The sequence below is a fragment of the Fluviicoccus keumensis genome (assembly GCF_004217445.1).
GTDB lineage: Bacteria > Pseudomonadota > Gammaproteobacteria > Pseudomonadales > Moraxellaceae > Fluviicoccus > Fluviicoccus keumensis.
The window spans coordinates 28,503-53,108 of record NZ_SHKX01000018.1; the positions used below are offsets into that span (position 1 = coordinate 28,503).

Annotated in this window: 21 protein-coding genes; 19 read left to right on the forward strand and 2 right to left on the reverse strand. The window is 60.5% G+C overall.

Annotated elements, in window-relative coordinates:
- The first annotated feature begins 14 nt into the window (after window positions 1-14).
- The 15 genes from rsmH (at window position 15) to lpxC (ending at window position 17,445) form a co-directional block, all read left to right on the forward strand.
- On the forward strand, window positions 15-956 hold the full coding sequence (gene rsmH / locus EV700_RS16540) for a 16S rRNA (cytosine(1402)-N(4))-methyltransferase RsmH (protein WP_130415890.1): 942 nt from the start codon (window positions 15-17) through the stop codon (window positions 954-956).
- A complete protein-coding gene (ftsL, locus tag EV700_RS16545; RefSeq protein ID WP_207224715.1) occupies window positions 953-1,252 on the forward strand; it encodes a cell division protein FtsL in 300 nt (99 codons plus the stop codon). Before rsmH ends, ftsL begins: the two co-directional genes overlap by 4 nt.
- Window positions 1,252-3,051 (forward strand): peptidoglycan D,D-transpeptidase FtsI family protein, encoded by a 1,800-nt coding sequence (locus EV700_RS16550; protein ID WP_130415893.1) that lies wholly within the window; start codon window positions 1,252-1,254, stop codon window positions 3,049-3,051. The genes ftsL and EV700_RS16550 overlap by 1 nt, the downstream gene beginning before the upstream one ends.
- Window positions 3,048-4,544 carry a UDP-N-acetylmuramoyl-L-alanyl-D-glutamate--2,6-diaminopimelate ligase gene (locus EV700_RS16555; RefSeq protein WP_130415895.1) on the forward strand — a complete coding sequence of 499 codons (1,497 nt, stop codon included), beginning with the start codon at window positions 3,048-3,050 and terminating at the stop codon, window positions 4,542-4,544. The genes EV700_RS16550 and EV700_RS16555 overlap by 4 nt, the downstream gene beginning before the upstream one ends.
- A complete protein-coding gene (locus tag EV700_RS16560) occupies window positions 4,534-5,880 on the forward strand; it encodes a UDP-N-acetylmuramoyl-tripeptide--D-alanyl-D-alanine ligase (protein WP_165391534.1) in 1,347 nt (448 codons plus the stop codon). The genes EV700_RS16555 and EV700_RS16560 overlap by 11 nt, the downstream gene beginning before the upstream one ends.
- Window positions 5,880-6,962: a phospho-N-acetylmuramoyl-pentapeptide-transferase gene (gene mraY / locus EV700_RS16565; protein ID WP_130415899.1), complete on the forward strand. Its 1,083-nt coding sequence runs from the start codon at window positions 5,880-5,882 to the stop codon at window positions 6,960-6,962. The genes EV700_RS16560 and mraY overlap by 1 nt, the downstream gene beginning before the upstream one ends.
- A gap of 9 nt (window positions 6,963-6,971) precedes the next feature.
- Window positions 6,972-8,333 (forward strand): UDP-N-acetylmuramoyl-L-alanine--D-glutamate ligase, encoded by a 1,362-nt coding sequence (gene murD / locus EV700_RS16570; RefSeq protein ID WP_242610301.1) that lies wholly within the window; start codon window positions 6,972-6,974, stop codon window positions 8,331-8,333.
- Window positions 8,330-9,520, forward strand: coding sequence for a putative lipid II flippase FtsW (gene ftsW / locus EV700_RS16575; protein ID WP_130415901.1), 1,191 nt, complete (start codon window positions 8,330-8,332; stop codon window positions 9,518-9,520). The genes murD and ftsW overlap by 4 nt, the downstream gene beginning before the upstream one ends.
- On the forward strand, window positions 9,510-10,586 hold the full coding sequence (gene murG, locus EV700_RS16580) for an undecaprenyldiphospho-muramoylpentapeptide beta-N-acetylglucosaminyltransferase (protein ID WP_130415903.1): 1,077 nt from the start codon (window positions 9,510-9,512) through the stop codon (window positions 10,584-10,586). Before ftsW ends, murG begins: the two co-directional genes overlap by 11 nt.
- A gap of 13 nt (window positions 10,587-10,599) precedes the next feature.
- Window positions 10,600-12,057 (forward strand): UDP-N-acetylmuramate--L-alanine ligase, encoded by a 1,458-nt coding sequence (murC, locus tag EV700_RS16585; protein ID WP_130415905.1) that lies wholly within the window; start codon window positions 10,600-10,602, stop codon window positions 12,055-12,057.
- A gap of 27 nt (window positions 12,058-12,084) precedes the next feature.
- Complete coding sequence (locus EV700_RS16590) at window positions 12,085-13,011, forward strand: D-alanine--D-alanine ligase (RefSeq protein ID WP_130415907.1); 927 nt, start codon at window positions 12,085-12,087, stop codon at window positions 13,009-13,011.
- Window positions 13,012-13,016: 5 nt separating this feature from the next.
- Window positions 13,017-13,844 carry a cell division protein FtsQ/DivIB gene (locus EV700_RS16595; RefSeq protein WP_130415909.1) on the forward strand — a complete coding sequence of 276 codons (828 nt, stop codon included), beginning with the start codon at window positions 13,017-13,019 and terminating at the stop codon, window positions 13,842-13,844.
- Entirely contained in the window at window positions 13,834-15,081 is a 1,248-nt protein-coding gene (ftsA, locus tag EV700_RS16600; RefSeq protein WP_130415911.1) for a cell division protein FtsA, read from the forward strand. Before EV700_RS16595 ends, ftsA begins: the two co-directional genes overlap by 11 nt.
- Window positions 15,082-15,132: 51 nt before the next feature.
- Window positions 15,133-16,350 (forward strand): cell division protein FtsZ, encoded by a 1,218-nt coding sequence (ftsZ, locus tag EV700_RS16605; RefSeq protein ID WP_242610302.1) that lies wholly within the window; start codon window positions 15,133-15,135, stop codon window positions 16,348-16,350.
- A gap of 174 nt (window positions 16,351-16,524) precedes the next feature.
- Window positions 16,525-17,445, forward strand: coding sequence for a UDP-3-O-acyl-N-acetylglucosamine deacetylase (lpxC, locus tag EV700_RS16610; protein ID WP_130415913.1), 921 nt, complete (start codon window positions 16,525-16,527; stop codon window positions 17,443-17,445).
- Window positions 17,446-17,486: 41 nt separating this feature from the next.
- On the opposite strand, the gene EV700_RS16615 is transcribed toward lpxC, so the two are convergent.
- Window positions 17,487-17,939 (reverse strand): DciA family protein, encoded by a 453-nt coding sequence (locus EV700_RS16615; RefSeq protein WP_130415915.1) that lies wholly within the window; start codon window positions 17,937-17,939, stop codon window positions 17,487-17,489.
- Between the two features lie 103 nt (window positions 17,940-18,042).
- On the opposite strand from EV700_RS16615, the gene EV700_RS16620 reads away from it, so the two are divergent.
- The 4 genes from EV700_RS16620 (at window position 18,043) to EV700_RS16635 (ending at window position 24,196) form a co-directional block, all read left to right on the forward strand.
- Window positions 18,043-18,945 carry a M23 family metallopeptidase gene (locus EV700_RS16620; RefSeq protein WP_130415917.1) on the forward strand — a complete coding sequence of 301 codons (903 nt, stop codon included), beginning with the start codon at window positions 18,043-18,045 and terminating at the stop codon, window positions 18,943-18,945.
- Between the two features lie 195 nt (window positions 18,946-19,140).
- Entirely contained in the window at window positions 19,141-21,867 is a 2,727-nt protein-coding gene (gene secA, locus EV700_RS16625; protein WP_130415919.1) for a preprotein translocase subunit SecA, read from the forward strand.
- An 84-nt stretch (window positions 21,868-21,951) separates the two neighbouring features.
- Window positions 21,952-23,172 carry a bifunctional glutamate N-acetyltransferase/amino-acid acetyltransferase ArgJ gene (gene argJ / locus EV700_RS16630; RefSeq protein WP_130415921.1) on the forward strand — a complete coding sequence of 407 codons (1,221 nt, stop codon included), beginning with the start codon at window positions 21,952-21,954 and terminating at the stop codon, window positions 23,170-23,172.
- A gap of 73 nt (window positions 23,173-23,245) precedes the next feature.
- Window positions 23,246-24,196 carry a Nudix family hydrolase gene (locus EV700_RS16635; RefSeq protein ID WP_242610303.1) on the forward strand — a complete coding sequence of 317 codons (951 nt, stop codon included), beginning with the start codon at window positions 23,246-23,248 and terminating at the stop codon, window positions 24,194-24,196.
- Here EV700_RS16635 and EV700_RS16640 read toward each other — a convergent pair.
- On the reverse strand, window positions 24,182-24,544 hold the full coding sequence (locus tag EV700_RS16640; protein WP_130415925.1) for a response regulator: 363 nt from the start codon (window positions 24,542-24,544) through the stop codon (window positions 24,182-24,184). The genes EV700_RS16635 and EV700_RS16640 overlap by 15 nt on opposite strands.
- Between the last annotated feature and the right edge of the window lie 62 nt (window positions 24,545-24,606).

Below are 24,606 nucleotides of genomic sequence, written 5' to 3' on the forward strand. Positions count from 1 at the left end.
CTTTTGGCGCGACTATGAGCAGCCCTTTCGTACATCAAACCGTTTTGCTGGAAGAGACCGTACAGGCTGTGCTCGGCGCCACCGACGGCGTTTATATCGACGCCACGTTTGGTCGTGGCGGTCATTCCCGCGAATTGCTCTCCCGCTTGTCCCCGATAGCCACACTCATCGCCTTTGACAAGGATCCGGAAGCCATAGCCTGCGGTCAGGCCATGGCAGGCGCTGATCCTCGTTTGGTGATGGTGCACGGCAGCTTCGCAGACTTGGCGGCGGTTGTTGAGGCGCGCGGCCTGACGGGCCGGATTGACGGCATCATGGCGGATCTTGGCGTTTCCTCGCCGCAACTGGATGATGCCTCGCGCGGTTTCAGTTTCATGAGTGACGGTCCGCTGGACATGCGCATGAACCCCCAGGCAGGGCTTTCCGCCGCGCAGTGGATCGCGTCGGTCGGAGAACAGGAGCTGGCGGACGTTATCTATCAATATGGCGAAGAGCGCCACAGTCGCCGCATCGCCCGCGCCATCAAGCAAAGCCCCGAACCATTGCAGACCACTCGCCAGTTGGCGGAGCTGGTCGCCGCCGCGCATCCGGCGTGGGAGCGGCACAAGCATCCCGCCACCCGCACGTTTCAGGCGATCCGGATAGCAGTCAATCACGAGCTGGATGATGTCGCGGCCTTTCTGCCGGATGCAATGTCAGCATTGAAGCCTGGCGGCAAACTGGCGGTCATCAGCTTCCATTCGCTGGAGGACAGGCTGGTCAAGCAGTTCTTCCGTCGGTTGGTCAAGGGAGAGGCAGATGACTTGCCTCGTGACTTTCCCATTCGTGTGGCCGATTTTCAGCCACTCGCGAAACTGTTGGGCAAGATCGATCCTCCCAGGGATGAAATCATGCAGAATCCGCGCGCCCGCAGCGCACACCTGCGCGTGGCGCTGAAGCTGGAGGCCCAGTCGTGATCGAATTATTGAAGCGCAGTTTCAAGCCGAATTTCAGCGCGATTGTCGTGGCGGCGCTGGTGGTCGGTCTGGTCGGTTCCGCCGTCTCGGTGGCCTACAGCGTTCACCATGCCCGCCTCAAGTTGCAGGACCTGCAGCGGCTGGATGAAGAAAAGAACCGTCTCGATGTGGAGTGGGGCCAGTTACTGCTGGAGCAGCACGCCTGGGGCTCCTATGGTCGCATCGGCAAGCTGGGGGCGGAAGAGTTGCAGATGATTCCGCCGCCGCCCCAGACCGTGGTCATGGTGCAGCAATAATGAAGAACAGCAAAGCTTCGGCCCGTTCCCCGGTCGCTGCGGATGTCAGCTTTCCCGGCCGCCACAAGGTCTTGGTCTGGATGCTTGGCGTCCTGTTTTTGGGCATGGTGGTGCGTGCGGTCTACCTGCATGTGATTGACCGGGATTTCCTGAAGCGTCAGGGCGACGCCCGCATGTTGCGCAAGGAAACCTTGGCAGCCCATCGCGGCATGATCATGGACCGTAATGGCGTCCCGCTGGCGGTAAGCACGCCGGTGGTGTCGCTGTGGGTCAACCCCAAGGACCTCAAGGAGCTGGAGCATCCGGCAAATCCCCGGCAAAAGCCGCGTATCCTGGATGTGGCGGAGTTGGCGCGGGCCATCGGCATGGAGCCCGGCGCGCTGCAGGACAAGCTGGACCGGAATGCCAACAAGGAGTTTTTCTATCTGAAGCGCCATTTGGCGCCGGATGTCGCGCAAGTCGTGCTGGATCGGGGCTTTCCCGGTGTCTACGGCATGAACGAATACAAGCGCTATTACCCCGAAGGGGAGAGCGCGTCCCATATCATCGGCTTTACCGATCTGGATGACCACGGCAAGGAAGGCCTGGAGTTGGCGCTGGAGCAGGAGTTGCAGGGCAAGCCAGGCCAGCAACTGGTGCTCCGTGATCTCAAGGGCCAGAAGGTCAAGGATATCGCCCGTGTCCGCCCTGCGGTTCCCGGCAAGGATATCGAGCTGAGCTTTGACTCGCGCGTGCAGTACATTGCCTACCGTGAGCTGGCGGCGGCGGTGACCGAGCATGGCGCCAAGGCGGGGATTGCCGTCGCCTTGGATGTGGAGACCGGCGAGGTGCTGGCGATGGCCAACCTGCCGGGTTACAACCCCAATAACCGGATGGGGGTGGCGGTGGACAGCCTGCGCAACCGTGCGGCGACAGACATGTTCGAGCCGGGTTCCACCATGAAGATTTTCACGGTGTCGGCGGGGCTGGAAAGCGGCAAGTACACGCCGTCCAGCCGTTTCAATACCAATCCGGGCACATATACGGTCTATAACAAGACCATCCGTGATCATGAAAACTATGGTGTCATCGATATGGGCACCATCATTACCAAATCCAGTAACGTCGGGGCGGCGCAGATTGCCTTGTCGCTGCCGCGCGAGACCCTGCCGACCTTCTTCGACCGATTCGGATTTGGCCGCGTGACCGGCAGCGGCTTTCCCGGCGAGAGTCGCGGCCGCATCCAGCCGCCCGAGCGCTGGAATCCGGTTGAAATCGCCACCATGTCCTACGGTTACGGCATAACCGTCACCGCGCTGCAGTTGGCGCATGCCTACGCCACCGTTGCGGCCGGGGGCATTGAGCGACCGGTCAGCTTCAAGAAGGTGGGTGGTGTGGTGCCGGGCAAGCGCATCCTGAGCGAAAAGATCGCCGCCGAGCTTTTGCCGATGATGGAGTCGGTCGTTTCGTCGGATGGTACGGCCTTGAAGGCGGCTATCCCCGGTTATCGTGTGGCGGGCAAGACCGGCACCGCGCACAAGGCTACCGGCGGCGGCTACGCGGCGAACGATTACATGTCCCTGTTCGTGGGGGTGGCTCCGGTTTCGCACCCGAAAGTGGTGATGGCGGTGATTATTGATAATCCCACCAAGGGTTCTTACTACGGCGGTCTGGTTGCGGCCCCGGTCTTTTCCAAGGTCATGGCGGAAGCCCTGCGTCTGATGAATGTTCCGACAGACAAGCCTCTGGAGCCGCCGCCTCCTGTCCCTGCGGAGCGCTCGCTGCCTTCCGACCTGCCGCCGGTGCGGGGGAAAACATGATCTGTCTGGGAGACCTCTTTCCGGAAGCGCCCGCGCAATACCATGCGATCCCGGTGCTTGCCCTGACGGCGGACAGTCGCAAAGTGACGCCCGGCGCCGTCTTTCTGGCGCTCCGGGGGCTGCAGCATGATGCCCGCGCCTTCATTCCCCAGGCGGTCGCGCAAGGGGCTGCGGCCGTTCTGGCCGAGGGGCACGGTGACAGCGTGGAGGCCGGCGTCCCGGTAATCGGCGTTACTGATCTGTCCATCCGCTTGGGCGAAATCGCCGCGCGCTTTTTCGGTCACCCCAGTCAGTCACTGCGGGTTCTGGCGGTGACCGGGACCAATGGCAAGACCAGCACCGCCCAATTGCTGGCCCATGCCTGTGAGGCGCTGCAAATACGAGCCGGCGTCCTCGGGACGTTGGGCAACGGTCTGGTCGGATCTGTCGAGCCTTCTACCCATACGACCCTGGATGCCTTGCAGTTACAGGCCAAGTTGGCGTCCTTCCGGGATGCTGGGGCGAACGTGGTCGCCATGGAGGCCAGCTCGCACGGGCTTGAGCAGGGACGATTGAACGCCACAGCCATAGAAACGGCGATTTTTACCAATCTCACGCGCGATCATCTGGATTACCACGGGGATATGACGGCGTATCGGGATGCCAAGGCGCGGCTGTTCCGCTGGCCCGGTCTGCGCACCGTGATTCTTAACGAAGACGATCCGGTGTCGGCGTTTTACCGGCAACAGGTGGCGCCCGGAGTCCGTGTCTGGACGTATAGTCAACGCCCGGATGCGCTGGCGGATTTTGTGGCGCTTTCGGTCATGCCTTCTCTGGAAGGCCTGCAGCTGCGGGTGTCGACCCCACAAGGCGAGGTGATGCTGAAGACGCGTCTGCTGGGTCGCTTCAATGTCAGCAATCTGCTGGCAGTGCTCGCGGGGTTGCTGAGCCTGGATATCGCGCTGCCCGCCGCCACCGCTGCCCTGGAGGCTGTCCAGCCTGTGCGGGGACGCATGGAATGCTTCAGCGCCAGGGGTATAACGGCCGTCGTTGACTACGCCCATACTCCCGATGCCCTGGAAAAAGTGCTGCTGACCCTGCGTGAACATGTTCAGGGACAGCTGTGGTGTGTCTTTGGTTGCGGCGGCGACAGGGATCCCGGCAAGCGGTCGATGATGGGCGCCATTTCCGCCCGGTTGGCCGACCGGGTGATGGTAACGTCCGACAACCCGCGCAGTGAGTCCCCGGATGACATTATCGAAACGATTGTCAGCGGCATTGGGGAAGGTGACCGCCCGCGCGTCCAGGTGTGCGGCGACCGTCGTGTTGCGATCGCCGCCGTATTGCGCGAAGCCGCGCCCGGCGATTTGGTGTTGGTGGCTGGCAAGGGGCACGAAGACTATCAGGAAGTGAAGGGCGTCCGGTATCACTTTGATGATGCGGAGGAGGTTCGGCGCGGCTTGGGCTTGATGCCTGACAATAATAATGACTCAGGGGGCGCAAATGCGGTTTAGCACGATAGCCGATGTCACCGGCGGGATCCTGCGTGGTCAGGATGGAAACGCCACAACATTTTCGACGGATACCCGGCAGTTGTCCGCCGGTGATTTTTTTGTGGCCCTGAGCGGTGAGAATTTTGACGCCAACGCCTTTGTGCTCAAGGCGGCGGAGCAGGGAGCCAGTGGTGCGCTGGTGTCGCGCTTGTCGCCGGATGTCCCCCTGCCGCAAATAGTGGTGACCGATACTCGCGAGGCCCTGGGGCGGTTGGCTCGCGCCTGGCGGGAGCAATTTGATCCGGTTCGGGTGGCGATTACCGGCAGCAGCGGGAAAACCACGACGAAAGAAATGGTGGCAAGTATTTTCCGGCAGGCGGGCGAAACGCTGGCGACGCTGGGCAACAAGAATAACGAGATCGGGGTGCCGTTGACCTTGCTCCGCCTGCAGGCCGGGCATCAGTACGGCGTGTTCGAGCTGGGTGCAAATCATCGTGGTGAGATTGCGTACACCAGTGGTCTGGTGCAGCCGCATGCCGCCGTGATCAACAATGTCGGCACCGCGCATCTTGAGGGTTTTGGCAGCCGGCAGGGGATCGCCGAGGCCAAGGGAGAAATCTTCAGCGGGCTGATGCCGGGAGGCGTGGCGGTCATCAATCTGGATGACGATTTTGCCGATTACCATCGTTCCCTGAATACGGGTCGCCGCATTCTGACGTTCTCGGTCAATCACGCCGCGGATGTCACGGCGTCAGGTGCCCGGATGTTGCCGGGCGGCGCCTGGGCGTTTGATCTTCATCTGGATGGCCAGGTGTTGCCGGTCGCCTTGTGCGTGCTGGGCCGTCACAATGTCGGCAATGCCTTGGCGGCGGCTGCGCTGGCCCTGGCTTGCGGTATTCCTCCCGAGAAAATCCGCACCGGTCTGGAAGATGCCAAGGCCGCGCCCGGTCGTCTGGAGTTGCATACCTGCGGCAATCTGGCCGTGATTGATGATACCTACAACGCCAATCCGGGATCGATGAAAGCAGCGATTGACATGCTGGCGGCCTGCGATGGCCGTCGCATCGCCATTCTGGGCGGCATGGGCGAGCTGGGTGACGGTGCGCCCGAGTTGCATGCGGATGTCGGCCGTTACGCCCGCGAACAAGGTCTTGACCTCCTGCTTGCGGTCGGTCATTTCCATGAACATACCCTCCGTGGTTTTGGTGAAGGCGCTGTCCAGGGCTTTGCCACGCAGGATGAGTTGCTGGCGGCCCTGCCGGCCATCATTTCCGGACCGGCGACCGTGCTGGTCAAGGGTTCTCGCAGCGCCCGCATGGAGCGGGTCGTCCAAAAATTGATTGAGGAGCGACGCTGATGCTCGTCTGGCTGGCGGATTTTCTTGCCCAATACCTGAAATCGTTTCAGGTTTTTCATTATCTGACCCTCCGCGCCATTCTGAGCGTCCTGACGGCGCTGGGAATATCCCTGTGGCTGGGGCCCTGGATGATCGAGAAGCTGCGCGTGATGAAGTTCGGGCAGGCTGTGCGTACGGATGGTCCGCAGAGTCATCTGGTCAAATCCGGCACCCCGACCATGGGCGGAGCGCTCATCCTGGTGGCCATCGCCGCAAGCACCCTGATGTGGGGCAACCTCTCGAACCCTTATATCTGGGTGGTTTTGGCCGTGATGGCGGTATTTGGCGCTGTCGGCTGGGTGGATGACTACCGCAAGGTCGTGGAAAAGAATTCCCGTGGTCTTCCCGCCAAATGGAAATATTTGTGGCAGTCCGTGGCCGGCCTCGGTGCGGCGGGTTTCCTGTATTACATCGCCCGCACGCCGGTGGAAACCAGTCTGATTTTCCCCTTTTTCAAGGATCTGGTTATTCCGTTGGGCGTTTTTTATATCGTGCTGACCTATCTGGTGATTGTCGGCAGCAGCAACGCCGTCAATCTGACGGACGGCCTCGACGGGCTGGCCATCATGCCGACGGTAATGGTTGCCGGTGCGCTCGCGATTTTCGCCTATGTGTCCGGCAATTATAAATTTGCGACCTATTTGCATATTCCCCATGTGGCCGGTGCCGGTGAACTGATTGTGATCTGCGGTTCGATTATCGGCGCCGGGCTGGGATTTCTCTGGTTCAACGCTTATCCGGCCCAGGTTTTCATGGGGGATGTCGGTGCCCTGGCCTTGGGGGCAGTGTTGGGGGTTATTGCGGTTATCGTCCGTCAGGAAATAATCCTGTTTGTCATGGGCGGTGTTTTTGTGCTGGAAACGATCTCGGTAATGTTGCAGGTCGGCTCTTTCAAACTGACCGGGAAACGCATTTTCCGGATGGCCCCGATTCACCATCATTATGAGTTGAAAGGCTGGCCCGAAACCAAGGTGGTGGTTCGTTTCTGGATTATCAGTTTTATCCTGGTTCTGCTGGGACTGGCTTCCTTGAAGATCCGTTAGGAAAAGACCATGGAAAACAGCATGCAGCACGAAGGATTACGGGTGGTCATCGGTCTGGGTAAAACCGGTTTGTCGTGCGTGCGCTTCCTGCGCAGCCACGGCTATTCCGTCGCCGTGAACGATACCCGGACCCAGCCGCCCGGACTGGAGGAATTGCGTCGCGAATTCCCCGAAGTGAAGTACAGCCTTGGCGGTCTGGATGAGAACCTGCTGTTGCAAGCGAAAGAAATCGTCGCCAGCCCGGGAATTTCGATTAACGAGCCGGCAATCCTGTCCGCCCGGATGAATGCCGGGATTCCGGTCATTGGCGATATCGAGCTGTTTTGCCGCTATGCCGCCGCCCCGATTGTCGCCATAACCGGATCCAATGCCAAAAGTACGGTAACGACGCTGGTGGGCCTCATGGCGGGAAATGCCGGGATCACGGTGGGAATCGGTGGGAATCTGGGTACGCCGGTGCTGGAGTTACTCAAACCCGAAAATACCCTTTATGTGCTCGAATTATCCAGTTTTCAACTGGAAACCACGCACTCCCTGAAGGCGGCGGCGGCCGTGGTTCTCAATATCAGCGAGGACCACATGGATCGTTACAAAAATATGCAGGAATACCATCGCGCCAAGCACCGTATTTTCAGAAACTGCCAGTTTTATATAACCAACCGTCAGGACGACCTGACCGTTCCGTTATTGCCTGAATCCGTGCCGCACAGCAGTTTTGGAACTGACATGCCCGACCAGTCTACTTGGGGAGTGATTCGCGAGGCCGATACGGTCTGGCTTGCCCACGGTCATGAAAAGCTGATGCGCGCCTCGGAAATGGGTATTTTCGGCGAGCATAATATCGCTAATGCCCTGGCCGCTCTGGCGCTGGGCAATGCCGTCAATATTCCGATGGAAGTGATGCTGTCAACCCTTCGGGATTTCCGGGGCCTGCCGCACCGCTGTCAATTGGTGACCCGGTCCGGGGGCGTGGCCTGGTACAACGACTCCAAGGGCACCAATGTCGGAGCCACCTTGGCGGCGCTCAGCGGCCTGGGTCCCGCTATCAGCGGCAAGGTCATTCTGATTGCCGGCGGGCAGGGTAAAGGGCAGGATTTTTCGCCATTGGCGCCGGCGCTACGCGAATTCGGCAAGTCCGTCATCCTGATGGGTGAAGATGCCTCCAGGATTGAAGCGGCCCTGTTTCCCGATATCCGCCGCTTCAAGGCCGGCACGCTGGATGAGGCCATCCGCCTCGCGGCTGCGGATGCCGTTCCGGGGGACGCCGTCCTGTTGTCGCCAGCATGCGCCAGCTTCGACATGTTCCGTAGTTATGAAGATCGCGGCCATCGCTTTGTCGAGGCCGTCAACCGTCACGTGGAGGCTGCATGAAGTTCGCCTTGCCGCGCGTCTCGATTCCACGGCACTGGGTGGTGCCGAACTGGGAGGCGGAGTTCACGCCTGCCCGATTGTTGATGCTGTCCGCGGGCATGCTGGCCTGTATCGGCGTCATCATGGTGGCTTCGGCATCAATGGGCGTGGCCGAGGCTACCTTCGGGCATCCTTTCTACTTCTTCGTCCGTCATTTGCTGTACGTGCTGCTGGGCGTTTCTTCCGCCATTGTTGTCGTCAATATTCCCATGCATTTCTGGCAGCGCTTCAGTTGGCACCTGCTGGTTTTTGCCTTTGTCCTGCTGGTGCTGGTGCTGATTCCGCACATCGGGAAACGCATTAACGGCAGTGCGCGCTGGCTGGGCGTCGGGCCGTTTACGATCCAGCCTTCGGAAATCGGCAAGTTTGCCGTGGTCCTCTTCATGGCGGGCTATCTGGTGCGTCGTCAGGAAGAGGTCCGGACAACCTATGTGCGCGGCTTCCTGCGCGCCATGATGATTGTCGGGACGGCCATTGCGCTGTTTCTCAGTGAGCCCGATTTTGGCGCCAGCCTGGTGTTGATGACGGCGGTGCTGGGCATGTTGTTCCTCGCTGGCGCCCCGATGATCCAGTTCGGCGGCCTGGTTTCGGCCGTGGTTGCCGGGGGGATCGCCGCCATTGTCTTCGAGCCTTATCGCCTCCGCCGGGTGATGTCGTTTACGGATCCCTGGGATGACCAATACGGATCGGATTATCAGCTGTCGCAGAGCCTGATCGCCTTCGGTCGGGGAGACTGGTTCGGGGTGGGGTTGGGGCATAGCGTCCAGAAGCTTTTCTATTTGCCGGAAGCCCATACCGACTTTGTGTTTGCCGTTTATGCGGAAGAGTTTGGCCTGGTCGGCGTGTTGTTCCTGATGTCGATGTTCTGGATCCTGATCAATTCGGGGCTGCGCATCGGTCGCGCCGCCGAGCAGACCGGTCGCTTTTTTGAGGCATATCTGGCGTACGGCATTTCCTTCCTGATCATCATGCAGGCCGTCATCAATATCGGGGTCAACACCGGCTTCTTCCCGACCAAGGGGTTGACGCTGCCGATGGTCAGCTATGGCGGCAGTAGCCTGATTGTCGTGTTCACGATGCTGGGTCTTTTGCTGCGCATTGATATGGAAACCCGTCAGGGATTCAAGGGGAAGGCGCATGGCCGTTAAGTCCGTGGTGGTGATGGCCGGCGGTACCGGCGGCCACGTTTTCCCCGCGCTCGCGGTAGCCAAGCAATTGGAGCAGCAGGGCATCCGTATCCATTGGCTGGGTACGGCAGCGGGGATTGAAGCGGATATTGTCCCGCGCAACCAGTTGTCGATTACGTATCTGGACGTCAGGGGCGTGCGCGGGCAGGGCGCGGCGCGGCTGTTGCTGGCTCCGTTCAAGATTATCGCCGCGACCCTGGCCGCCATGCGCGTCATGCGTCAGGTCCAGGCGGACTGCGTGATCGGGCTGGGGGGGTATGTGACCGGTCCGGGCGGTCTGGCGGCCAGGCTTTTGGGCAAACCGCTGGTGATCCACGAGCAAAACGCCATTGCCGGATTCACCAACCGGATGCTGTCAAATATCGCTACATTGGTGTTGCAGGCGTTTCCCGGCGCGTTCCCGCCGGGTCCCGCCGTTCGCACGACCGGCAATCCGGTGCGTCCGGAGATTTGCGCGGTTACGACTCCCGAGGAGCGCTTTGCCGGTCGGTCCGGGCCCTTGCGGGTGCTGGTGTTGGGGGGAAGTCAGGGCGCGGTGGCCCTGAACGCGTTGATTCCCGCTGCGATGGCCTTGTTGCCGTCTGAAAGCCGTCCGCAATTACGCCACCAGACGGGGCGCAAGCAGGTAGAGACAACTCAAGCCAATTTTACGGCGGCCGGCGTGGATGCGGAGGTTCTGCCGTTCATTGACGATATGGCGGCGGCGTATGCCTGGGCCGATCTCGTGATCTGCCGTTCGGGAGCCTTGACCGTCAGTGAAATCGCGGCTGTCGGCGTGGCTTCGGTTCTGGTGCCGTACCCGTTTGCCGTGGATGACCACCAGACAGCCAATGCCCGTTATCTGACGGATGCCGGCGCTGCGTTGCTCTGTCCGCAGAAAGATTTGACGCCGGAGGGGCTTGCGCAAGCGCTACAGTCCGTCTGGCAGCGTGATGCCTTGCTCGCGATGGCCGTCAAGGCCCGCGGTCAGGCCCGACCCGAGGCTACCGCCACCGTGGCGGCCTGCTGTCTGCAACCTTCTGCATGAGGCGAAAAAGAAGATGAGCCAAGGTAACGGACGTGGTCGTTTGATTGAAATCCCGGAAATGCGCCGGGTCAACCGCATTCATTTTGTCGGTATCGGCGGCGCCGGTATGTGCGGTATTGCCGAGGTGTTGCTGAACCAGGGCTATGCGGTATCCGGTTCTGACGCCAAGCATGGCGAAACGACGGCACGCCTGCAGAAGCTGGGCGCCAAAATTTTCATTGGTCATGAAGCAACGCATGTGGAAGGTGTGGACGTGCTGGTGGTTTCCACCGCCATCGACAACGCCAACCCCGAAGTGGTCGCCGCTCGCGAAGCGCGTATCCCTCTGGTTCGCCGCGCTGAAATGCTGGGTGAACTGATGCGCTGGCGTCATGGCATTGCCATCGCCGGCACGCATGGCAAGACCACCACCACCAGCCTGGTAACGTCGATCCTGGCCGAAGCGGGCATGGATCCGACCTTTGTTATCGGCGGTCTGCTCAACAGCGCCGGAACCAATGCCAAGCTCGGCGGCAGTCGTTATCTGGTGGCCGAGGCGGATGAGAGCGACGCTTCCTTCCTGCACTTGCTGCCCATGGCGGCCGTGGTCACCAATATTGACGCCGACCATATGGACACCTACGGCGGTGACTTCGAAAAACTGAAGGACACATTCATCGAGTTCCTGCATAACCTGCCGTTCTACGGTTTGGCGGTAGTGTGCGGTGATGATCCTGTGGTGCGCTCGCTGTTGCCGCGTATCGGTCGGTCTACCATCACCTATGGTTTTGACGCGGAAAATGATGTGCGGGCGGTGGATATTCATCAGGACGGCATGCAAACCCGATTTAGCGTGTGTCGTCCCGGCCGTGAACCGTTGGCGATCACCCTGAACCAGCCGGGACTCCATAATGTCCTGAACTCGCTGGCCGCCATCAGCATCGCCACGGATGAAGGCGTCAGCGATGAAGCCATCCAGCGAGCGCTGGTCCGCTTTGAGGGCGTCGGCCGCCGCTTCCAGCATTACGGGCGTTTTGCCTGTGACGATGGTGATGTGTGTCTGGTGGATGACTATGGCCATCATCCGCGCGAAGTCGAGGCAACCATCAAGGCCGCGCGTCAAAGTTACCCGGACCGTCGGCTGGTATTGCTGTTCCAGCCGCACCGTTATACGCGGACCCGCGATTGCTTCGAAGACTTCGTCCGGGTGCTGTCGGATGTAGATGTGCTGGTGCTGCTGGATGTCTATCCTGCCGGGGAAAAGCCGATTCCGGGAGCGGACGGCCGAACCCTGGCGCGCAGCATCCGCCTGCTGGGGCAGGTCAATCCGGTTTTTGTCCAACAGCATGAAGACCTGCCGACCGTGCTTAAGGCGATACTGCAGTCGAATGATCTGCTGCTGACCCAGGGCGCCGGTAATGTCGGAGCGATTGCTTCCGATCTGGCTACCCACCAACTCTATCTGCAGGCCGGCGAAAGCCGTCCGGCCTGATCCAGCCGATTCCACAGGAGCGCAAGCGTGAAGCAAGAGCAGTTCGGACGTGTCGCGGTACTTTTCGGAGGCACCTCGGCAGAGCGTGAAATTTCCCTGATCAGCGGGCAGGCCGTTCTGGATGCGTTGCGGGCCGCAGGCGTCAATGCGGAAGCCTTTGATCCGGCCGAACGCCCGATTGCTGAAGTCACGGCATATGATCGCGCCTTCATCGTTTTGCACGGTCGCGGCGGTGAGGACGGCACCATGCAGGGCGCGCTGGACTTGCTGGGTGTGCCCTACACCGGCAGCGGCGTACTGGCGTCAGCATTGGGCATGGACAAGGCCCGGACCAAGCAGTTGTGGCTGGGCTGCGGCCTGCCGACCCCGGCATATCGCCGCCTGTCGGCTGACTCCGATTGGGCCGCCGTCGTTGCGGAGCTGGGGCTGCCCGTGATGGTGAAGCCGGTGCGCGAAGGATCCAGTATCGGCATGCGCAAGGTTGAAGTGCTGGAAGACTTGCAGCCCGCCTTTACCTTCGCCGCCCAGTTCGATGATGAAATCATTGCCGAGCGCTGGATTACCGGTCGCGAGTACACCATTGTCATTTTGGGTGACCGGGCGCTGCCGGTGATCCGCCTGCAACCGCATCAAAGCCATGGCTTTTATGATTTTGAAGCCAAGTACCATGCCAATGACACCCAATACCTGTGCCCGTGCGGGCTGGCGGAGGCGGATGAGGCGCGGCTTCAGGCCCTGGCGCTTGAGGCTTTCGCCGCCGTTGGCGCGCGCGGTTGGGGGCGTATCGACGCGATGCAGGATCAGGACGGTAATTTCTGGCTGCTGGAAGTCAACACAGTTCCCGGCATGACTGATCATTCCCTGGTGCCGATGGCGGCCCGGGCTGCCGGTCTGGATTTCAGCACCCTGGCCTTGGCCATCCTTTCGCAAACCCTGGACGGGGCGGGAGTCTGAAGATCATGCAATCGCAAGCGCCGGCCAGTCGCAACCCGTTCCGGAACATCCCGTTCCGGAATTGGGTGCTCGTGCTTGGTCGCTTTTTCAGTCTGGCCTGGCTGCTGGCGGGACTGGTTGCCCTGCTCTGGGGCATGTTCGGCCTGTATTCCGTCCTCGTACACAAGGCGCCGTTGGCCATTATCCAAGTGGAAGGGGACATCAATTCCTCCGATCGGGACGAATTGGCGCGTCGTTTGAAAGCGACCGTCCGCGGCAGTTATTTCGGTACTGACCTGGTCGCCATCCGTGATGTCGTGATTGCTTCTCCTTGGGTGGAAAGCATGTCGGTGCAGCGGCGCTGGCCGGATGGTATCCGGGTATTGGTGATTGAAAAAAAGGCAGTAGCGCGATGGGGTGAAAAGAATTACCTTAGCGCCCGTGGCGAGATATTCCAGCCCAAGCCGGGTGAAAGCGACAGCGGGTTGCCCTTGTTGTTCGGACCCACCGGGAAAGCGGCATACGTCATGGAACAGTACCGCAGCCTGAATGAGCGTTTCCGGCCATTGAAGCAGCAGGTGGTCGAGTTGCATTTGACCGAGCGGATGACCTGGTTCCTGAAATTGGCGTCCGGCACGGAGATCATCATTGACCAGAGCCAGTTCAATGACAAACTGCAGCGTTTCTTCTGGTTGTATGAAAAGCAACTGAAACCTTATGCGGATCGGATTGCCCGCGTGGATCTGAGATACCGGAACGGGCTTGCCGTGTCGTGGAAAGACGGCATGAGCGTACCGGTGGTGAATAATCAATTAAAGAAGCTGGAACAGGTGGCAACGCAAGATGGCAGATAATCAGCAAGACCTGATCGTGGCGCTTGATGTCGGCACGTCCAAGGTAGTGGCGTTGATCGCCCAGGTCTCCCAGGACGGCCTGCTTGAAGTGATCGGTATCGGCAAGAAAGCTTCGCGCGGTCTGAAGCGCGGCATGGTCGTCAATATCGAGCAGACCACCCAGGCAATCCAGGCGGCTATCAGCGAAGCGGAAGGCATGGCGGACTGCAGCATCCATTCGGTGTTTGTCGGTATTGCCGGTTCGCATATCATGAGCCGCAACCTGCACGGCGTTGTCGCCATTCCTAACGGTGAAGTGACGCCGTCGGATATCGAGCGAGTCCTCGAAGCGGCCAAGACCGGGGCGGTCATGCCGGACCACAAGGTGCTCCACGTGCTGCCGCAGGAATTCATTGTCGACCAGCAGAGCGATGTCCGTAATCCGCTGGGTATGTCCGGCGTGCGGCTGGAAGGCCATCACCATATGGTTTCCTGCGCCCTGAACGCCTGGCAGAACCTGGAGAAGTGCGTGCGCGGATGCGGTATCGGCATTGACGACATGGTGCTGGAGCCCTTGGCCGCCGCCGATGCCGTCCTCACCGAAGATGAAAAGCATTTGGGTGTCTGCCTGGTGGATATCGGCGCGGGCACTACGGATATTGCGGTGTACGCCCACGGCGCGCTGCGTCACACGGCGATCCTGCCCGTGGCGGGAGACCAGGTGACCAATGATGTCGCCATTACCCTGCATACGCCGACCACAGAAGCGGAAGAACTTAAGGTGAAGCATGCCTGCGCGCAAGCCCGCCTGGTAAACCGGGATGACATGATCAATGTTCCCGGCATGGGCGATCGCCCGCTGCGCAAACTGCAACGCCATTTCCTGGCGTCCGTGGTTGAAGCGCGTTACGAGGAAATTTTCCGCATGGTCCAGGAAGAGCTGGTGCATGCGGGATTGCTGGGACACATGGGCGCCGGGATTGTCCTGACGGGCGGCGCCTCCCGAATCGAAGGTGCTGCTCCGCTGGCGGAATCCGTGTTGGCCATGCCGGTGCGCATCGGCATGCCCAACGGCATTAAGTCGGGTGGAATGGGCGACATTCTCAAGAATCCGGTCTACGCCACCGGCGTAGGTCTCCTGATGTTCGGCAAGCAAAAGCTGCTGGAAGTGCGCGAGGTGCTCCCGACTCGGCGCAGCACATCAGGTGGTAACGGTATGTTTCAGAAATTGCGCCAATGGCTGGAAATGCATTTCTGAAGTGGGCTGGGGCAGGGCGAGGCAAGATAATTCCTGGGCAGGAGTAACATAATGAGTATTTTCCAAATGGCAGACGATCACGCCGACAACTTCACCGGCAATGCCGTCATCAAGGTTTTCGGTATCGGCGGCGGCGGCGGCAACGCCGTGGATCACATGGTGCGTTCGGGACTGAAGGGAGTTCAGTTCATCTGCGCCAACACCGACATGCAGGCGCTGAAGAAGATGAATGCGCCCACCTTGTTGCAATTGGGCGGCGAACTGACGCGCGGTCTCGGCGCGGGTGCACAACCGGAAGTCGGCCGTCAGGCCGCGCTGGAAGATCGTGACCGCATCCGCGAGTCGCTGACCGGCGCCGACATGGTGTTCATCACCGCCGGCATGGGCGGCGGTACGGGTACCGGCGGTGCTCCCGTGGTGGCGGAAGTGGCCCGTGAAATGGGTATCCTGACCGTGGGCGTCGTCACCAAGCCATTCCCGTTCGAAGGCAAGCGCATGAAGCTGGCCGAGCACGGCATCGACGAACTGGCCCAGCATGTGGACTCGCTGATCACCATCCCCAATGCCAAGCTGTTGACCGTTCTGGGCAAGGTTTCGCTGCTGGAGGCCTTCAAGGCCGCCAACAACGTGCTGCTGAACGCTGTGCAGGGCATTTCCGACATGATCACCCGTCCGGGTCTGATCAACGTCGACTTTGCCGACGTGCGTACCGTGATGTCCGAGCAGGGACTGGCCATGATGGGTACCGGCTCTGCCAAGGGCGAAGACCGCGCCCGCATCGCCACGGAACTGGCTATTCACAGCCCGCTGCTGGATGACATCAAGCTGGAAGGCGCGCGCGGTCTGCTGGTCTCGGTCGCCGCGAACGAAAGCATGGGGCTGGACGAATACAACACGGTGGGTGAAATCGTCAATCAACTGACCTCTTCCGAAGCCAATGTGGTCATCGGCACCATTCTGGATCCGGATCTGGGTGATGAAATCCGTGTGACCGTTGTGGCCACCGGCCTGAGCAAGACCGCCCCCCGTGCGGTCGCCGGTTCTCAGGCGGCCGCTACGTCGCGTCCGCGTGTGGCGCCGCTGGGCGGTGCTCCGTCGGTCGCTCCGCAGCCCGCGCCGCGCCCCAGCTACGATGACTACGAAGAGCCCGCGATCAATCGTCGCGCCCCGGCTCCCGCTGCCGCCAAGCCCGCGACGCCGGGCGCCAAGACCAGCGACCTGCTGAATGTGCCGGCTTTCCTGCGCCGTCAGCAGAACTCCGACCAGTAACATCGCGGTCGGTGGTTGCGAAAAGGACGCCCCTGAGGCGTCCTTTTTTTTGGCCGGAAACATTATTGTGAAGGCTTTTAAATCAGTCACTTATCCGAGTGGCCGACCAACAAGCCTTGCACTCTGGTCGGGACGTGTTACTATGCGATTTTGCTCCTGAAACATTTTGACACAATGCTTCGTCAACGTACCCTGAAGAACATCATCCGCGCGACCGGCATCGGCTTGCACAGCGGCAATAAGGTCTATCTGACCTTGAAGCCCGGCGAAATCGATTCCGGTATCCGCTTCCGCCGGACGGATGTCAATCCGCCCGTGGAGATCCCTGCCAATGCGCTGCTGGTGAACGATACCGTCATGTCCACCAATCTGGTCAAGGACGGAGTCAAAGTCGGGACCGTGGAGCATTTGATGTCGGCCATGGCCGGGCTGGGCATCGACAATGCGGTTGTCGAAGTGAGCGCCGCCGAAATCCCGATCATGGATGGCAGTGCGGGTCCGTTTGTGTTCCTGTTGCAGGCCGCCGGGATCATTGAACAGCACGCGCCCAAAAAGCTGGTGCGGATACTCAAGCCGGTGGAAGTCCGTGAAGGCGACAAATACGCCGCCTTTTTGCCCTATAACGGGTTCCGGGTCGCGTTCACCATTGACTTTGACCATCCTGCCTTTCATGAAGACCACAAGGATGCCTGCGTGGACTTCTCGACCACCGCCTACGTCAAGGAAGTCAGCCGCGCCCGTACCTTCGGCTTCATGCGGGACATCGAATACCTGTGGTCGAAGAATCTGGCGCGCGGCGGCAGTATGGAAAACGCCATTGTCCTGAATGATGAAGGCGTGATGAATGCCGATGGACTGCGCTACGAAGATGAGTTTGTGCGCCACAAGATGCTTGACGCCATCGGCGATCTCTACTTGCTGGGCTATGGAATCATCGGGGAATACAAGGGCTACAAATCCGGCCACGGACTGAACAATGCCCTGCTGCGCGCCCTTCTTGAGCAGCCTGATGCCTGGGAAATTGTGACATTTGATGACGAAAACCAGGCTCCGATCGCGTATATCAACGCCCAGCCGCCGCGGGACGCCCATTAATTCAACAACTTGTCATGAATGCTAGGCCGGAGAACGTCCGGTCAACTTGTCGGCTTGTCCGACGCATGGCTTGCCAAACGCCGAAAGGCTTCGCTAAGCTCCGCATCGTCCAACAGGTCAGCCGTTTCCCTTAACAGAGTCCCGACGGAGTGGGAGAGCGGGGGAAGGGGTGGCCTGGCAGGTTTTCTGGCCGGTGCCGGTTCGCAGTCGATAACCCGTATTTGCGTGATTTCAGCGAACTCGGGTGTTTGCCGCAAATTGGCCAGCAGGCTGGCCTGCATGTAACGAATCTGTCCTGTGAGGGCGCTGTTGCCGGTGCTTAGCGTCAGTACGCCCTCCTTGTAGGCTGCCACACGGCAGGCGTTTTTCAGGACGGTCAGGCGGGCCGCGACAATCGCGTCCAGCCGGGCCAGCAAACGGGCCTGCGCATGCAGTTGCCGGAGCAGCGGTGAGGTGAAAATCTCGTTGCTGCTGGCAGCACGACCATAGCGCATCGCAGTCCCCAAGTGGAAAGTCTTGTAAAAAGGCTACTCTGCTCGGAGTTGACAGGCAAGGAGAACTGTCAGCAGCCATGCAAACAGCAGGAGATCACGACCCGTGAAATTCCCGTCCTGGCGACGATACGCCATCAAACCGTTGACGCTGCGGCTGACGCCTGCCGCGTTGGGCACTTTTGCTACGGTTCTTGCTTTCCTTTCTCTCGCGGGTGGGGCAATCGGCTATGCCGTCGGCGCCCACCATACGACCACTGCCGCCAAACCCGTTATCCCAGCTGTCGCCGTGGCGCCGGCTGTCGCGCGTGATCAGCAGATCCAGGTGATGAACCAGCGGATTGCCGAGCTTCAGGCCCGTATGATGCGCCTGGATGCGTTGGGGCAGCATCTGGCTGAATCCGCCAACCTCAAGAGCGGCGAGTTCAACTTTGATCCCAAGGGACCTTCCGGCGGTCCTTTGGTCCAGGACTTGTCGGTCATGGGCAGCCACCCGGATATCCGTGATCGCTTGCAGGTGCTGTCTTCCGAGATTGAGCGCCGTGAAAACCAACTGCAGGCGCTGGACAGCGTCCTGGCGGGCAAGCGCCTTCAGGACAACCGCCAATACCTGGGCAATTTGCCGGTGCGTCAGGGTACGGTGACGTCGACTTTCGGGTATCGGACCGATCCGTTTACCGGTCATGCCGCATTCCATCCCGGCATGGATTTTTCCGGGCCGGAAGGTACGGATATTTATGCCGTGGCTCCCGGAGTGGTGGTTTATGCAGGTGAACGCACCGGTTACGGCAACGTGGTCGAGATTGATCACGGTAACGGTTACGTGACCCGTTACGCCCATGCCCGCAGCCTCTTGGCGCGTGTCGGCGACCGGGTGGCCAAGGACCAGCTGATCGCCTTGATGGGTAATACAGGGCGATCCACCGGGACGCATCTTCATTACGAAGTATTGCAGAACAACCGCCAGATCGACCCGGCGACCTTTGTTCATCTTGCCCTGCGCAAGTAAGCGCTGTATCCCGCCGCGACAGCGGCGGGCTTCTTCTTTTCTCTTTTGTCATCCCCCATTTTTCCCCTCCCCGATTCAGGTTAGAATGCCCCTCGTTTTGGCCGGTCCTTCTTCTGGGACTTGTAAAGTGCCGCTCGTGTCCCCACCACAGCAAGATTCGCACTGCCTGCCTTATTGATCGATTGAGTGGCTTTTATGTTTGCACGCCTTTTAAGCGGAATTGTCGGAACAAAGAACGAGCGGGAACTGAAACGGATGCGCAAGGTCGTGGAAGCGATCAATGCCCTCGAAGCCGGTTTGCAAGGCCTGGATGATGCGGCGCTGACCGCCAAGACCACCGATTTCCGCGAACGCTTCCAGAAAGGGGAGACGCTCGACCAGTTGCTGCCCGAGGCGTTTGCGGTCTGCCGCGAGGCGTCCCGCCGCGTATTGGGCATGCGCCACTTTGATGTGCAGCTGATCGGCGGCATGACCCTGCATGAAGGCCGTATTGCCGAAATGCGTACCGGTGAAGGCAAGACACTGATGGCGACCCTGCCGTGCTACCTGAACGCCTTGTCCGGGCAAGGGGTGCATGTGGTGACGGTCAATGATTATCTGGCCCGCCGTGACGCCGACCTGAACCGCCCGTTGTTTGAATATCTGGGCCTGTCGGTGGGTGTCATCCGCTCGATGCAGCCGAATGAGGAAAAGCATGCCGCTTACCAGGCGGACATCACCTACGGTACCAACAACGAGTTCGGCTTTGATTACCTGCGCGACAACATGGCCTTCCGTCTGGAAGACAAGTTCCAGCGCGGTCTGGCCTTCGCCATTATTGACGAAGTCGACTCGATCCTGATTGATGAAGCGCGCACGCCGCTGATCATTTCCGGCGCCAGCGAAGGTTCTTCCCGCCTGTACGAGATGATCAACACCATTGCCCCCAAGCTGACTCGGCAGAAAGAAGAGAAGGTTCCCGACGGTTCCGATTTCTGGCTGGATGAAAAGCATCGCCAGATCGAGCTGACGGAAACCGGCTATGAAAACGTTGAGCGCATGCTGGGCGAACTGGGACTGCTGGGCGAGGGCGAAAGCCTGTATTCCGCCAGCAAGCTGGCGTTGCTGCATCATGTGCTGGCGGCGCTGAAGGCTCATCAGCTCTTCCAGCGCGATGTCCATTACATTGTCCAGGATAACGAAGTCATCATCGTTGACGAGCATACCGGCCGCACCATGCCGGGCCGTCGTTGGTCCGAGGGACTGCATCAGGCTGTTGAGGCCAAAGAGCGCGTGGAAATCCAGAACGAGAACCAGACGCTCGCCACCACGACGTTCCAGAATTATTTCCGACTGTACAAGAAACTGTCCGGCATGACCGGCACCGCCGACACCGAAGCGCCGGAATTTCGCCAGATTTATGGTCTGGACGTGGTGGTGATCCCAACCCACAAACCGATGGTGCGCAAGGATCTGGAGGACTTGGTCTACCTGAGCAAGGATGAAAAGTTTGAAGCCATCATCCGCGACATCAAGGAATGCCAGGACAAGAAAGCTCCGGTCCTGGTGGGTACGGCGACGATTGAGACCAGCGAGTACCTGTCGCATCTGCTGACCCGTGAGAAAATCGAGCACCGGGTGCTGAACGCCAAGTTCCACGCCCAGGAAGCCGAGATCATTGCCCAGGCCGGTCGGCCGGGAACGGTCACCATCGCCACCAACATGGCCGGTCGCGGCACCGACATCGTGTTGGGCGGCAACTGGAAAGCCGAGGCCGCCAAGCTGGAGAGCCCGACCGAGGCGCAGATCGAGGCGTTGAAGGCCGAGTGGATGGCCAGCCATGCCCAGGTGCTGCAATCCGGCGGCCTGCACATTATCGGTACCGAACGTCACGAGTCCCGCCGTATCGATAACCAGCTGCGCGGCCGTTCCGGTCGTCAGGGCGACCCCGGCGTCAGCCGTTTCTATTTGTCGCTGGAAGATGACCTGATGCGGATCTTCGCCAGCGACCGGGTGCGTAACATGATGCGCTCCCTGGGCATGCAGCGCGGCGAAGCGATCGAGCACCGCTGGGTGACCCGGTCCATTGAAGGCGCCCAGCGCAAGGTGGAAGCCCGCAACTTCGATATCCGCAAGAACCTGCTGAAGTATGATGATGTCGCCAATGAGCAGCGCCGCGCCATTTACGGCCAGCGGGATGACATCCTGTCTTCGACCACGCTGGTGGATTACATGGAGTTCCTGCACGAAGACGTGATGAATACGGTCATTACCGAGTTCATTCCGCCGCAAACCATTGAGGACCAGTGGGATATTTCCGGTCTGGAGCAGTCGCTGAAGGCGGATTTCGGACTGGACTTGCCGATTGCCGACTGGCTGAAACAGGATACCAGCCTTGAGGAAACGCGCCTGCGCAAGCGTATTGCGGAAAGCGCCCAGCAGAATTACCGTGAGCGTCGCACCCGCATGGGCGAAGAGGTGGCGGATTCCATCGAGAAGCAACTGATGCTGCAAATCCTCGACCGTCACTGGAAGGAGCATCTGGCGGCAATGGATTACCTGCGTCAGGGTATCCACCTGCGCGGCTATGCCCAGAAGAACCCGGAGCAGGAATACAAGCGTGAAGCCTTCCAGCTCTTCCAGCAGTTGATCGGCGCGGTCAACCTGGAAGTCATCCAGACCTTGTCGCGCATCGCCATTCCTACCGAGGAAGAAATCGCGATGATGGAAGCCCAGCAGGCCGCCGAAGCCGCCGGGATCGACATGCACTTCGAGCACGCCCAGGTTGCCGGTTTGCCGGACGAGGACGGCAATCTGCCGCTGCAGCCGGCAGAAGAGCCGACCTCCGCCAATCCGTTCGCGGATGCCCGCGTTGGCCGCAACGATCCGTGCCCTTGCGGTTCCGGCAAGAAGTACAAGCATTGCCACGGCCAGATCGCCTGAGCCGTCGCTTTCGCTAACCCCATGGGCCACCCCCGGCATGCCGGGGGTGGCCTTCTGTCATTCAGTCCAGGAGAGGAGGTCATCATGGCCGTCGGCGATTTGTCCATGCCAGTCATGCATCCGGTGAACGGGGTGCGCATCGGGATTACCGAAGCCTATATCCGCTACAAGAACCGCCGCGACCTGGTGGTGTTCGAACTGGCCGACGGCGCCGAGACCGCCGCCGTCTTCACGACCAACGCCTTTTGCGCCGCGCCGGTGCAGGTGGCCCGCCAGAATCTGGCCGCCGCCAAGACCCGCTATCTGGTGATCAATACCGGTAACGCCAACGCCGGCACCGGCCCGACCGGCATGGCCAGCGCCCTGCGCAGCTGCGCCGCTCTGGGGGAGCTGGCCAACGTGCCCGCCGAGGCTGTGCTGCCCTTCTCGACCGGCGTGATCGGCGAGCAGTTGCCGATCGCCAAGCTGGAAGCGGGCCTGCCGGGCGCGCTGGCCGCGTTGCAGGCTGATAACTGGCCTGCCGCCGCCACCGGCATCATGACGACCGATACCCTGCCCAAGGGCGCTTCCGAGCAGTTTACGGTGGATGGCGTGACCTACACACTGACCGGCATCTCCAAGGGTGCGGGCATGATCCGTCCGAACATGGCGACCATGCTGGGTTTCGTGGCGACGGATGTGGCCGTGGAACGCGGCTTCCTGCAAGAATTGCTGCGCGAAGTCACCGAACAGTCCTTCAACCGCGTCACTATCGACGGCGACACGTCCACCAATGACGCCTGCGTGCTGGTGGCGACCGGCAAGGCGGGCAATACGCCGCTGACCAGCCGCTCCGGGGCGCTTTACGAAGCGTTTAGCGCCGCGCTGAGCCGGGTCTTCCTGCGTCTGGCGCAACTGATCGTCCGTGACGGCGAAGGCGCCACCAAGTTCATTACTGTCAAGGTGGAAGAGGGCGGCAACACCCAGGAATGCTGTGACGTGGCCTATGCCGTGGCGCATTCACCGCTGATCAAGACGGCGTTTTTCGCGTCCGATCCCAACTGGGGGCGCATCCTCGCCGCCATCGGCCGCTCGGGCGTGCCGGGACTGGATGTCAGCAAGATCAACGTTTATCTGGATGATGTCTGCATTTGCGAGAACGGCGGCGCGGCCGCCAGTTACCGCGAGGAACTGGGCGCGGCGGTGATGAAGCAGCCCGAAATCACCATCCGTATCGTGCTGGGACGCGGGCAGGCCAGCGACACGGTCTGGACCTGCGACTTCTCGTACGATTATGTGAAGATCAACGCCGATTACCGGTCCTGATCCGCAAGATGTTCTGTTGTGACGGCTCCCGCTCTGGCGGGAGTTTTCATTTGGCTTTGCTGGAAATATCGCCATGCTGAGAGTGGTTGCCGCTATCATTCATAATCCGCAGGGAGAAATCCTGATCGCCCGTCGTCCCTTGCACAAGCATCAGGGCGGGTTGTGGGAGTTTCCCGGCGGCAAGCTCGAGGACGGGGAGGAAGCCGCGCACGCGCTGATCCGCGAGCTGCAGGAGGAACTGGGGATTACCCCGACGTCATTCCGGCCGCTGCTGATCGTGGAGCATCACTACCCGGACAAGTCGGTGCGGCTGGAGGTGTGGCGGGTAACCGGCTTTGACGGCGAGGCCCACGGCGCGGAAGGGCAACCGGTGGCGTGGGTGCCGCCGGCGCGGCTGGCGGAATACGACTTTCCCGCTGCCAATACCCCAATCCTGAAGGCGGCGGTATTGCCGGAGGTTTATGCGATTACGCCCGACCCTTTGGATATTGGCGGCGACCTCCCTGGTTGGTTAACGCCGCGCCTGCGGGAGGGCCAATGGCTATTGCTGCGCGCACGCTCGCTGTCCGCGGAGTCGTATGCCGGGTTGGCGGCTGAAATTGCCGGCTTATGTCAGGCCTGCGGGGCGCGGTTGATGTTGCACGATCGCCCGGATCTGTTGGCGCAATTGCCGGGACACGGAGTGCATCTGACCGCTTCGACCCTCAAGGCCTTGCCGGAAGGATGGCGGCGAGGCGATTCAGGGATCGGCGCGGAGCATTACCTGTCCTTTTCCACCCATGACCAGGCAGAGCTGGATAAAGCCTGGCGATTGGGCGCGGATATGGTGACGCTGTCACCGGTACGGGAGACGCCATCCCATCCGGGGATGCCGGGTATGGGCTGGGAATGCTGGGGAAGTCTGGCGGTAGGGGCGGGAGTCCCCGTGTATGCCTTGGGCGGCATGCGCCGGGAGGATGTCACCCTGGCCCACCGGTACGGCGGCCAGGGCATAGCCGGTATTCGCGGCTTATTTCAGGACTGAGGCAATGGCGGCGATCAACGCCGACTCCTCCACCGGCTTGGTCAGGTATTCCTTGGCGCCCTGACGCAGGCCCCAGACCCGGTCGGTGGGCTGGTTCTTGGTGCTGACGATGATGATGGGAATATCCTTGGTTTCCGGGTCGGTGCTGATTTTGCGGGTAGCCTGATAACCGTTGGTATCGGGCATCACCACATCCATCAGGATGACATCGGGCTTGCTGGCTTTGGCGGCATTAATGCCGGCGGCGCCGGTGCTGGCGAAAGTGCAGCTGTGACCGTGCTTGTGGAGCATCTGGCTCAGGCCGACCTGTTCGGTGGGAGAGTCATCAATAATCAGAACGCATGCCATGTTTGCCTCGTGAGTCGCAGCAGGTGGTTTTTGTGTAGTTGGAGTCATCTTAGTAACCCCGG

Bases quoted from the DNA above. Each gene is read 5' to 3' on its own strand.
- EV700_RS16560 (WP_165391534.1), top strand. From the start codon at position 4,534: ATGCGGTTTAGCACGATAGCCGATGTCACCGGCGGGATCCTGCGTGGT.
- ftsZ (WP_242610302.1), top strand. From the start codon at position 15,133: ATGAGTATTTTCCAAATGGCAGACGATCACGCCGACAACTTCACCGGC.
- ftsA (WP_130415911.1), top strand. From the start codon at position 13,834: ATGGCAGATAATCAGCAAGACCTGATCGTGGCGCTTGATGTCGGCACG.
- secA (WP_130415919.1), top strand. From the start codon at position 19,141: ATGTTTGCACGCCTTTTAAGCGGAATTGTCGGAACAAAGAACGAGCGG.
- EV700_RS16615 (WP_130415915.1), bottom strand. From the start codon at position 17,939: ATGCGCTATGGTCGTGCTGCCAGCAGCAACGAGATTTTCACCTCACCG.
- EV700_RS16550 (WP_130415893.1), top strand. From the start codon at position 1,252: ATGAAGAACAGCAAAGCTTCGGCCCGTTCCCCGGTCGCTGCGGATGTC.
- ftsW (WP_130415901.1), top strand. From the start codon at position 8,330: ATGAAGTTCGCCTTGCCGCGCGTCTCGATTCCACGGCACTGGGTGGTG.
- mraY (WP_130415899.1), top strand. From the start codon at position 5,880: ATGCTCGTCTGGCTGGCGGATTTTCTTGCCCAATACCTGAAATCGTTT.
- EV700_RS16640 (WP_130415925.1), bottom strand. From the start codon at position 24,544: ATGGCATGCGTTCTGATTATTGATGACTCTCCCACCGAACAGGTCGGC.
- rsmH (WP_130415890.1), top strand. From the start codon at position 15: ATGAGCAGCCCTTTCGTACATCAAACCGTTTTGCTGGAAGAGACCGTA.
- murD (WP_242610301.1), top strand. From the start codon at position 6,972: ATGGAAAACAGCATGCAGCACGAAGGATTACGGGTGGTCATCGGTCTG.
- murC (WP_130415905.1), top strand. From the start codon at position 10,600: ATGAGCCAAGGTAACGGACGTGGTCGTTTGATTGAAATCCCGGAAATG.
- EV700_RS16595 (WP_130415909.1), top strand. From the start codon at position 13,017: ATGCAATCGCAAGCGCCGGCCAGTCGCAACCCGTTCCGGAACATCCCG.
- EV700_RS16555 (WP_130415895.1), top strand. From the start codon at position 3,048: ATGATCTGTCTGGGAGACCTCTTTCCGGAAGCGCCCGCGCAATACCAT.
- argJ (WP_130415921.1), top strand. From the start codon at position 21,952: ATGGCCGTCGGCGATTTGTCCATGCCAGTCATGCATCCGGTGAACGGG.
- EV700_RS16635 (WP_242610303.1), top strand. From the start codon at position 23,246: ATGCTGAGAGTGGTTGCCGCTATCATTCATAATCCGCAGGGAGAAATC.
- murG (WP_130415903.1), top strand. From the start codon at position 9,510: ATGGCCGTTAAGTCCGTGGTGGTGATGGCCGGCGGTACCGGCGGCCAC.
- lpxC (WP_130415913.1), top strand. From the start codon at position 16,525: ATGCTTCGTCAACGTACCCTGAAGAACATCATCCGCGCGACCGGCATC.